The organism is Argonema antarcticum A004/B2, from assembly GCF_023333585.1.
GTDB lineage: Bacteria > Cyanobacteriota > Cyanobacteriia > Cyanobacteriales > Aerosakkonemataceae > Argonema > Argonema antarcticum.
This window is the reverse complement of record NZ_JAIQZN010000158.1, coordinates 1-10171: the sequence shown is the minus strand read 5'-3', so window position 1 is coordinate 10171 and position 10171 is coordinate 1. Positions and strand designations below refer to the sequence as shown.

At 45.6% G+C, this 10171-nt stretch carries 11 protein-coding genes and 1 tRNA gene; 9 read left to right on the top strand and 3 right to left on the bottom strand.

Annotation, left to right across the window (positions count from 1 at the left end):
- Positions 1-508 precede the first annotated feature (508 nt).
- The 4 genes from LAY57_RS33740 to LAY57_RS33725 are packed head-to-tail and all read left to right on the top strand — an operon-like array spanning position 509 to position 3093.
- A complete protein-coding gene (locus LAY57_RS33740) occupies positions 509-1912 on the top strand; it encodes an AAA-like domain-containing protein (protein WP_249071562.1) in 1404 nt (467 codons plus the stop codon).
- Positions 1890-2114, top strand: coding sequence for a hypothetical protein (locus tag LAY57_RS33735; protein WP_249071561.1), 225 nt, complete (start codon positions 1890-1892; stop codon positions 2112-2114). Before LAY57_RS33740 ends, LAY57_RS33735 begins: the two co-directional genes overlap by 23 nt.
- Before the next feature lie 14 nt (positions 2115-2128).
- On the top strand, positions 2129-2476 hold the full coding sequence (locus tag LAY57_RS33730) for an STAS-like domain-containing protein (RefSeq protein WP_249071560.1): 348 nt from the start codon (positions 2129-2131) through the stop codon (positions 2474-2476).
- On the top strand, positions 2476-3093 hold the full coding sequence (locus LAY57_RS33725; RefSeq protein WP_249071559.1) for a PIN domain-containing protein: 618 nt from the start codon (positions 2476-2478) through the stop codon (positions 3091-3093). The genes LAY57_RS33730 and LAY57_RS33725 overlap by 1 nt, the downstream gene beginning before the upstream one ends.
- Positions 3094-3336: 243 nt before the next feature.
- On the opposite strand, the gene LAY57_RS33720 is transcribed toward LAY57_RS33725, so the two are convergent.
- The 3 genes from LAY57_RS33720 to LAY57_RS33710 all read right to left on the bottom strand — a co-directional run bounded on the left by LAY57_RS33720 (position 3337) and on the right by LAY57_RS33710 (position 6220).
- Positions 3337-3410: transfer RNA gene (locus tag LAY57_RS33720), tRNA-Val, on the bottom strand.
- 123 nt (positions 3411-3533) lie between these two features.
- Positions 3534-4307 carry a 1-(5-phosphoribosyl)-5-[(5-phosphoribosylamino)methylideneamino]imidazole-4-carboxamide isomerase gene (gene hisA / locus LAY57_RS33715; protein ID WP_249071558.1) on the bottom strand — a complete coding sequence of 258 codons (774 nt, stop codon included), beginning with the start codon at positions 4305-4307 and terminating at the stop codon, positions 3534-3536.
- A 251-nt stretch (positions 4308-4558) separates the two neighbouring features.
- Positions 4559-6220, bottom strand: a complete 1662-nt coding sequence (locus tag LAY57_RS33710) for a transglutaminase-like domain-containing protein (protein WP_249071557.1) — start codon at positions 6218-6220, stop codon at positions 4559-4561.
- A gap of 283 nt (positions 6221-6503) precedes the next feature.
- On the opposite strand from LAY57_RS33710, the gene LAY57_RS33705 reads away from it, so the two are divergent.
- The 5 genes from LAY57_RS33705 to LAY57_RS33685 all read left to right on the top strand — a co-directional run.
- On the top strand, positions 6504-7319 hold the full coding sequence (locus LAY57_RS33705) for a zinc ribbon domain-containing protein (RefSeq protein ID WP_249071556.1): 816 nt from the start codon (positions 6504-6506) through the stop codon (positions 7317-7319).
- Positions 7320-7393: 74 nt separating this feature from the next.
- The gene (locus LAY57_RS33700) at positions 7394-8146 is read left to right on the top strand and encodes a DUF928 domain-containing protein (RefSeq protein ID WP_249071555.1); all 753 of its coding nucleotides are present in this window, start codon (positions 7394-7396) and stop codon (positions 8144-8146) included.
- A 46-nt stretch (positions 8147-8192) separates the two neighbouring features.
- The gene (locus LAY57_RS33695; protein ID WP_249071554.1) at positions 8193-8987 is read left to right on the top strand and encodes a DUF928 domain-containing protein; all 795 of its coding nucleotides are present in this window, start codon (positions 8193-8195) and stop codon (positions 8985-8987) included.
- A 237-nt stretch (positions 8988-9224) separates the two neighbouring features.
- Positions 9225-9962: a 2-phosphosulfolactate phosphatase family protein gene (locus LAY57_RS33690; protein ID WP_249071553.1), complete on the top strand. Its 738-nt coding sequence runs from the start codon at positions 9225-9227 to the stop codon at positions 9960-9962.
- 42 nt (positions 9963-10004) lie between these two features.
- Positions 10005-10171, top strand: a 167-nt coding sequence (locus LAY57_RS33685) for a MerR family DNA-binding transcriptional regulator (RefSeq protein ID WP_338022546.1), incomplete at its 3' end; no start/stop codon positions are given.

The following is a 10171-nucleotide window of genomic DNA, read 5'->3' as shown; positions in this document are numbered from 1 at the left end:
CTGCTTTTCTGAGTGGAATATATGCCATACCTAAAGTATAGCATTAGTGAGCGTTGGTGAGCATTAGTGAACAAAATCTTAACTAGCTAATTACCTCTAAATTACGACAAAAACTATTTATGACGACTTTAAGGACTCTGTTCTAATAAATGAGTAGGCTTTATGAAGAAAAATTAAACTCTAATTATATCAATTTGATATAGAACTTGTAAATAATGTGGTATCACCCAATACAAACATTGCCATCTAAGAAAGTCAGTTATTTCTCACTCCCCACTCAGCACTAAAGCCGAAACACCTTGCCAAATTGGCGTTGGTGATGCTGACTGAAACAAAAATAGCTTTTGATAAGTAAATCTTATCATCCAAAACCCAGCAAGTTTAATTTTTGTCAACTGCAAAAAGTATGAAAGGTAGGATAATAAGGTATAGTCTTTCCGTTTTGGTAACATTACGGTCAGGATATTATTTGCTGCTACACGCATCCTTAGTTAGATGCGGTCACTGAATGAACGTTGAAGAAGTTCTGGAAGCTGTAGAACAAGGTCTGCTACTTCGCCAACTAAGTCCGGTGGAGCGGTTTATCCTACGTCAGTCGTGGATGGGACATACTTATAGCGATATAGCGCGAGATTCCTCCTACTGTAGCGCTCACATCAAGGAAATCGGCTCCCGGCTGTGGCATGACCTTTCTGAGGCACTGGGGGAACGGGTAACGAAAAAAAATCTGCATTTAGTCTGGAACCAGTTTCAGGAAAATTACACAGGTAACGAACAAAGCACAACGCCGAAGGATCTCCGCACCGACACAGTGGCAAAGGATGATTTTTCACCTTTATTCACCCATACTCAGATTAAATTTCCCGGTTCTCCCCTACCCCTAAATTCCCCCCTCTACATTAATCGCCCTCCGATTGAAGAACTCGCCTGCGCTGAAATAAGCCAACCTGGATGCGTGATTCGGATCAAAGCCCCTAAAAGAATGGGGAAAAGTTCACTACTCAACAGGATGATTGCTCATGCCAAGGATTTGGGTTACAAAGCCGTCTCGTTGGACTTTCAGGAAGCCGATACAGCCATTTTTAGTTCGATCGATAAATTTTTGCGCTGGTTTTGTATCAATATCAGCAAGCAACTAAACCTCGACTCCAAGTTGGATGATTATTGGGATGAAGATATGGGCAGCAAGGTGAGCTGCAAAATCTATTTTCAGGATTATCTGCTGGAACTGATCGACAGTCCCTTAGTTTTAGCGTTGAATGAAGTCAATCGCGTTTTCGAGCATCCCAGCATTGCCCAAGACTTTCTGCCGATGCTGCGATTGTGGCACGAACAAGCCCGAACACTTGATATTTGGCAAAAACTCAGGTTAGTGGTAGTTCACAGCACAGAAATCTATGTGCCACTCAAGCTAAATCAATCGCCCTTCAATGTGGGGCTAGCGCTTCAGGTGCCACAATTTAGTTTAGAGCAGGTGCAGAATTTGGCACAACGTTATGGAATAAATTGGGCTGATACCAGTGCGATCGCGCAACTGATGGCAATGGTGGGGGGACATCCCTATCTGCTGAACGTCGCGCTTTATCACCTGTCTCGGCAAGACATGACATTGGAGCATTTATTGGAAACTGCCCCCATGCTGACAGGGATTTACGGTCACCATTTGCGGGGTCATTTGGAAATACTCCGACAGGATAGCCAATTAGTGTCATCTCTGCAAGAGGTTATTAGTGCGTTAGACAGCGTGGAATTAGAAGCGATCGCAGCCTATAAGTTAGAAAGTATGGGCTTGGTACAGCTGGATGGAAATCATGCCAAGTTAAGCTGCGAGTTGTATCGTCGCTATTTTAGAAAGCAACTATATCAAGAGGATGAGTTGAGTGTTTCGAGTGTGGCGATTTTTAATCGTTGATTCCGAAAAATTTGTAAAAATTAATCGTGGAAAGTTGGAGTTTTTCAGTCAAGATGGATATGTAGCGATCGATGAAAATCAGGAGATTTACCAAAATCGGCAAACTTTCTTTCAGGGGACACTGGTTAACATCACACTCCAATGCGAAGAAGCCCTTTACATCCTAGCTTCTGATGCCGATGATGAGGAGCCACTTTTCTAAGGGGAACCCAAAATATGAGATACGACATCCACGACCTAATAGGCAAAACTTGCATGACCCCCGATGAAGGTCAAAAGGTGTACAATCTGACTTACCCCGAACTCTTGGCTAATCGTCCTGTAGAGCTTGACTTTGCTGGTGTAGGAATTTTTGCGTCCCCCTTCTTCAATTTTGCCATTGGGCAGCTACTCAGAGACATTCCACCAGATACCTTAAACCGTTTGCTGAAATTTTCCAACCTCAATTCAGTAGGCAGACAGGTACTTAAGCGAGTTATTGAAAACTCAAAGCAGTATTACTCAAATGAAAATACTCGCAAAGCAGTAGACGAAGTTGTTAGCGAACAAGCAAATAGTCTCTAATGGCAGTTAACTATATAGTTCAAGCTGAAGTCGTTGATATTCGGTCTGACCACCCGAAGAAAGATGATATTTTTCTAGTAGACACTAATGTTTGGTACTGGCTGACTTACACCAAAGCCAGTACATCAGCGAAGTACTATCAAATTACAGACTATCCCACTTATATAGCAAAAGCTCTTTCGGCTCAATCGTTGCTTTTATACTGCGGTCTTTCTTTATCGGAGTTAGCCCACAATATAGAACAAAATGAAAATAAAATTTTTTCTTCTACCTTAACGGCTACCTTGACAGCTAAGGAATACCGCCATAATTATTCAGCAGAAAGAACTAATGTAGTGGCTGAAATTCAAGCAGCTTGGAGCCAAGTTACATCTATTGCTGTATCAACTGATATAATAGTTGATGAAGCTACTACTAACAGTGCCTTAACTAGATTTTCAACTCAACCGCTTGATGGCTACGACTTGCTTATTTTAGCAGCAATGGAGAACGCAGGAATCATTCAAGTAATTACTGATGATGGTGATTATGTAACCGTTCCTGGTATTAGGGTTTTTACTGGTAATCAGAATGTAATTATAGCAGCAAGAAACCAAAGTAAGCTTTTAATTCGCTAAAAACGTCTAGCCTTCACAAGATAGTGGTAACGATCGTAAGGAGAAGGTAAGAACGCGATCGCACTTCGGAGGATTAAAGAATGCGATCGCACTTCGGAGGATTAAAGAATGCGATCGCCATCATAGACTAAGATGGAGCGCAGTTCAAATCACTCACGATTCTGATATGTTCAACCAAATTAGGAAAATATTCCTACCTTCCGACTTTCCCAGACGATAGGGTTACTATCGCAGAATTTTAGATGGACCCAACTGGACTCGAACCAGTGGCCTCCACGATGTCAACGTGGCGCTCTAACCAACTGAGCTATGGGTCCTTTCTAGCTTTATAACTATAGCACAGGTTTCTCTCAATTTGCAAATGGGCATGGGACTTGAAAAGTCACTCATTCAAAAGTCAAAAGTCAAAAGAAGGATTCTTTTCATGCCCCATGCCCATATTACGCAAATGCGGAGGAGCCAAAATCCGGCGGGATATCCTGCAAACGTCGGGAACCAACGGCTTGGATTGCTTCAGAGAGAGAGACATCACCAGTGTAGAGGGCTCGACCGACGATCGCACTGCTGACTCCCAGAGGTTCTAGGGCTAGCAAACTCAAAAGATCGGTGAGGGAACTGACGCCGCCAGATGCGATCGTAGGAATGGAAATCCTCGTTGCTAATTCCCTCAAAGCTTCTATGTTAGGCCCTGACAGCGTACCGTCACGATGAATATCAGTGTAGATAATCGCCGCCGCGCCTAAAAGAGCCATCTGCTGAGCTAAATCACCTGCCGCAACTTCAGACGTTTCTAACCAACCGCGAGTTGCTACCTTTCCGTTACGGGCGTCAATTCCCACCACAATCTGTCCCGGAAACTCCCGGCAAAGTTCCGCCACTAATTGGGGATTTTCCACCGCCACAGTTCCCAGGATTACCCGCTGGACGCCCATATCCAACATCTGAGCAACTCTGGCCCGATCGCGCAAACCTCCTCCGACTTGGATCGGTACAGGTACTGCCCCTACAATTGCTTCAATAGCTGGTAAATTAATAGGTTCGCCTGTTTTAGCACCGTCGAGGTCTACTACGTGCAGCCGCATTGCCCCTTGGTCTACCCACTGTTTTGCCACTAAACTTGGATTTTCGTCAAAAATTTGCGATCGCGAGTAGTCCCCCTGATACAGTCGCACGCATCGGCCTTCTAGTAAATCGATCGCTGGGATAACTTCCATTTGCCCTCTTCCCCTGTAAACACAATCCCCAAAATAACCCAGTTTATACTCTATCGCTCTCTTATCTGCGTTTATCTGCGTTTATCTGTCTTCATCTGCGGTAAAAATTTAACCCCTAATAACAACAAACAATTTTCTGTATTACTCTTACACTACCGATCAAATCTAAAATTCCCTAATGATCTTTCTGGGAAAAAGGAAAGATTTTAGATTTCAGATTTTAAATCTAAAATCTAAAATCTAAAATTCCCCTATTCCCCAGTTCCCAGTTCCTGCAAAATAGTAAAGCGGATGTGATTAATAGCTAAATTGCCAATGGAAACCTCATCCTTATTGACAGGAAAACCATCGGTGTTAAGCTTTTCAAACGTAATCCCTTTGCCAATTTCAATGTGATACCAAGCCAATCCCATGAAAAACCGCGATGGGTAAGGCCCGCGATCGATCACATCATCGGGATTGGATTCCATCGGCAACCAGCCAAATCCCGGCACATAGAACTCCAACCAGACGTGATTATAATCTGGGTACAGGGGTACTCCGGGCAAATCGGCCTGTTGAGGACACTTGTAGCGCCCAATAGTGCGGCAGGCAATCCCGTTTAAGCGGAAGAGGGCAAGTAATAAACCCACATATTCGCCGCAGGAACCTGTACCCCGCTGTAGGGCAACATCTGGCGAGTCAATATGAGGTTTGATGGCGTAGGAGAGTTTATCATAGACATAGTTGCGAATTTTATAAGCTTTCCGCAACAGATTTGTTTCAGTGCCGATCGCTTGATATGCAGCATTGCGGATAATCTCAGTATCCATTGCCAACTCGTCATCGTCCACCAGATAGCGCTGCTTCCATTCTGGCGAAAGGTCGGGAATGTTTTCAATATCTCGCGCACTCAGGCGATACTTGATACTGTAAACTTCTATAAGCGCCCGCCAGCCAAACAAATGCCGTTCGTCGGGTTTGAGCTTCTCAAACTTAAACACCGCCACCCGCTGTCCGTCTACAATCTCTTCTGTGAAAGGACGACCGACGGCTGTAATTTGACGAACTTTTTGTCGATCGGTTTCAGATGGTAAAGCAATGCGCCACTCGACCTTTTCTAGGTACACCGCCTCCAAAGGTAAAAGTTCCTCTACGTAGGACATTTCGATCAGAAAGCCGTTGGATAGGGCGTAGCGTCCTTCCTGGTTGTAGTGGAAATGGAGGGGGTGAATGAAAGTGCGATCGCGATATTCCAACTGGTGTGCTGGCTCAGCATTTGGGTCATCCCTAATATAGGGCTCCTCTCCGGCATAGGCGACATACAGGGAATTTTTCCCAGTTTGGGGGTCTGTGTGAAAAGCCAACCCTGTGGGATTGTCAAAGGGCGTCAGGACGCTAAATTGAATTTCACCAGTAGCTCGCTCCAGACAATATACCGTTTGTTCGATATTGTCCGAAACCCACAGTTCCTCGCCGCGTACCGTCAGATGCTCAACTCCAATCCCAGGCGTATAGAATTGAGTAATTAGGTTACCAGTCGTGCGGTTATAAATGAATACATAGCCTGCTTTCTGACAGGATACGTAAACAGTCGATTCCCAAACCGTCACCCCATCAGCAGGGTAAGGCAAGGTTACAAAATGTTGGGGCGTAAAATCCGTCCAACTGCAAAAGTAAACGTTTTCCTCTTTTGTAAACCAAAGCGTGTCTTCCCAGAGGGCTAAACCTATGGCACCCTCAAATTGAGCGACGCGATCGGGGTTTAAGATAGAGGTATTATCGCTGTTTAAGTCGATCTCCAGCAGATAGCCCCTGGCCGAGTCTAAGGCAATCAGCCGATCGCCTGAAAAGGCAATGCCTTGCAGTGCATAAGCCCCTATGGGTCGTAGCACCGTTGTCTGCGAATTCGGTCTTAGTTGAGGAGCAAGCATTTTTGAAATCATAGCCAAATCAGGTGAAAATACATAGTAGTGCCAGAAAAAAAGCGCTCATAAGCTAGCTAGCGGTTATCTAATCAACCTAAACAGGTTTTTGGCTTTGCAACTGCAACAGCCGTAACATCACGTAAAAATAAGCCATTTTATCTTGACTGCCGTTATAATCCCGCACTTGCCGCCTCGGTTAGCTGGGGATGAAAGGCCGGAATTGTTGGGACATCGAATCCCCAAAAATTTCCCCTCATGTTAGTATCTTATCAGTTGTGTGATTCTTTCAATGCTAGTTTACCAAGCTAAATTGCAAGAAACAGAAGCTCAGTATCGGGTGATCGACGAGATGATTCGGACTGGTCTTTTTGTCCGTAACAAGTGCCTCCGCTACTGGATGGACAATCGCGGCGTAAATGGCATGGTTCCGAACAAATACTGCAAATTTATCGCTGACAACCATGAATTCCCTTGGGTAAAAAAACTCAATTCAATGGCTCGTCAAGCCATGTCGGAAAGAGTTTGGCAAGTTCTATCTAACTTCTGCTCTAATTGTAAGAACAAGACACCAGGACTAAAAGGATATCTCAAATTCAAGAAACTCCAAACCAGCGCGTCATTTGAATACAAGAAGAAGTGTAGTTGGAAACTATCATCAGACAGAAAGTATATCGCATTTATTGATGGATTTGCAGCAGTAACATTTAAGCTTTGGGGAACTTTTGGTAAAATATTTGGAGTGCCAGTTATAGAAGTTCCACCTGATAATACTTCCCAAAATTGCTCGAATTGTCGCCAGAAAGTCAAGCAGTGTTTAAGTACCAGAACTCACAAGTGTCCTGATTGCGAATATATTGCCGATCGCGATTATAACGCAGCAATTATTATCGTCAAGAAAGCAGTGGAAATTATAGCACAATTGAGTTCGGACAACGCCCCTGATAAATATCATCACGAGTTGCTTAGTGCTGTGGCTGGCTTGAGCCATTCGCACTTGCTTCCTTACATCGGTTTAATCACGATCGCAATCTCAACAGAAACCCACGCTGGGATTAAGTCGTCATTTACCAATAAACCTCTGCTCAGCGCTGCTGTTTTGTTATGACTGCCATAAAGTCGTTCTTAAAGTTCACAACTTTTTTCCTAGCCCTCCCGTTGGCTTTCGGAATAAGTATTCACTTGCCTGCAACCCTTCGGGCCCTGTCACAGCCGCCTAGCAGCCAAGGGCTACCGAATAGTTGGGGAGCCTACGAACCCGATCCCAACATTGGAAAACCCGGTCGGCGTGAAGGTGGGGGAACGCGCGGCCCTTGCGTTAAAAATTCTCCAAATTATAAGCTTACCTCATTAGTGCCAGCCAATAGCTTTGGCACCACCCTTGTAGAATATCCGACCTTCTTTGTCTATGTGCCTTCCCTAGAGGAAGAAGAGAAGCCGCAGCTGGAGTTTGCTCTCAAGACTGAAAATAACAGATTGATTTACAAAACCAATTTTACAATTGCTCACAGTCCTGGAATCGTAAGTGTCAGCTTGCCTGCGTCTGCCAATTTACGACGCCTTGAAGAAAACAAGAATTATAAATGGTCATTTACCTTGATTTGCAATCCAGAAGACCCCTCAGATAGGTCTAGCAATATCTCGGTAGAGGGGTCGATCCGGCGCGTAAGCCCCAGCCCCACCATCGTGCAGCAGTTAGGAGGAGTGACCCTACCTCGTGATAAGGTTGTTGCTTATCGGACTGCTGGTATTTGGTTCGACGCCCTGAGTACGCTAGCCGAACTGCGTCGCGCTACACCATCCGACCCCACCTTAGAAAAAGACTGGAAAGATCTATTGCAGTCGGTGGGACTGGAAACAATTGCCTCTGAACCCCTGCTTCAGCCTGTAGCTACATCAGATCGAAAAAATCCAAATATCTCTAGTAAGGAGTAAAAATAGTATTTATGGGCAAATCTGTTATTGGCGTTGCTGTTGTGTTATGAATCCGATCAAGACCTTCTTAAAGTTGATTGGCTTTTCGATCGCCCTTTTGTTGGGTTTCACAATTGTGACTCACTTGCCTGCAAGAGTTGGGGCACAGCCACAACCGCCTAGCAGCCAAACGCTACCCAGCCGTTGGGGAGCCTACGAACCGGATTCCAGTATCGGGAAACCCGGTCGGCGTGAAGGGGGAGGAACTCGCGGCCCTGCTTTGACTTCTTTGACTGCTTTGACTGCCTTGGCACCTCCCAACAGTAGGGGGGCTACTCTCTCTGCTTATCCGACTTTCTTTTTTTATGTGAGTAAAGAGGAAGGCAAAGACCGCAAAATGACGTTTACTCTCTCAGAGAAGTTTACTCTCTCAGATGGGAGCAATCAGCAGGAAATTTACAAAACTATTTTCACCAGTACTGGGCTAGCTGGGATTGTCAGCATCAGTTTGCCAGCTTATGCCAATTTACCACCCCTAGAAACTGGTCGAAGTTATCACTGGACTTGTGCCCTGAGTTCTGGCTCAGATGCTGAAGCACTTATTAGAGTGGATGGATGGATATGGCGCATTAATCCCAGCCCCGAACTCAAGCGCGATTTAGAACAGGCAACTTCCCTGCGCGATCGCCTAGCCACTTACGATAAAAACAACGTTTGGTACGATACCCTCGCTACCCTTGCCGAACTCCGTCGCGCTAATCCCAACGACGCCGAGCTAAAAGCTAAATGGACGGCTCTGCTGGAGTCTGTGGGACTTGGCCAAAATAAAATTCCCACACAGTCTTTGGCGCAAGGATTATGAGTAATTTGGTGCTAGGCGTGAAATGGGCTACCAGTCTAAGCTGGGACAAACCTCACCCCCCAACTCCCTCTCCGCAACGGAGAGGGGGAGACTATGACGCCCCTCGCCGCTGCGGCGAGGGGCGTCATAGTCCCGGCGAATCTGGCTTGAGCTAGATCCCACTTTTGCTGTTGACTAATTGGTGAGGACAACAAATAATTTGATCCTTGATGGTTTTAATCTATTGGCAGCTGGCTTGTGAAATTATTTGTTTACCACACTCCTGAACTTACTCCTGGCTCTAGCGTTCCCAACTGCGCGATCGCTATTGACGTCCTCAGAGCTACAACCACAATGGCTACAGCTTTGGCGGCGGGAGCGGAGGCGGTTCAAGTCTTTAGCGATATAGAAAAACTAATCGGCTCAAGCGAAAATTGGCCTGCCGAGAAGCGGATTCGCGCCGGGGAACGCGGCGGAGCGAAAGTAGCTGGGTGCGATATGGGTAATTCTCCCCTAGATTGCACCCCAGAGCGCGTGGAAGGACGCCGTTTGTTCATCAGCACCACAAACGGCACTCGCGCTTTGCAGCGAGTCCAGGATGCCGATACGGTTCTGGCAGCCGCATTTGTGAATCGCAAAGCTGTCGTACAGTATGTCCAAGCTCTGCAACCAGAAACTGTCTGGATTGTCGGTAGCGGTTGGGAAGGCAGTTTTTCTTTGGAGGATAGCGCTTGTGCTGGTGCTCTAGCACACAGCCTCCTGACAGCACAGAATGGGAATATAGACGATATTGCTGGCAACGATGAGGTTATAGGTGCGATCTCGCTTTACCTCCAATGGCAAGATCGATTGCTAGAACTGATGCACCATGCCAGTCACGGCCAACGCCTACTTCGCTTGAACTGCCATGAAGATTTAAAATATTGCGTACAAACCGATCTGTTGGACGTTCTGCCTATTCAGCGCGAACCAGGTGTTTTAGTTAAGGGCAATTAGCTAGTTAAAATTTTGTTCACCAATGCTCACTAACGCTCACTAATGCTATATTTAGGTATGGCATATATTCCACTCAGAAAAGCAGTCGAATTTCTGGGATTGCATCCTAATACGTTGAGGCGATATGCAGACGAAGGGAAGATCAAAAGCATTAAAAACCAAGCAGGGCAAAGGCTCTACGATATCGAGTCCTATATTAGAGGCGATTC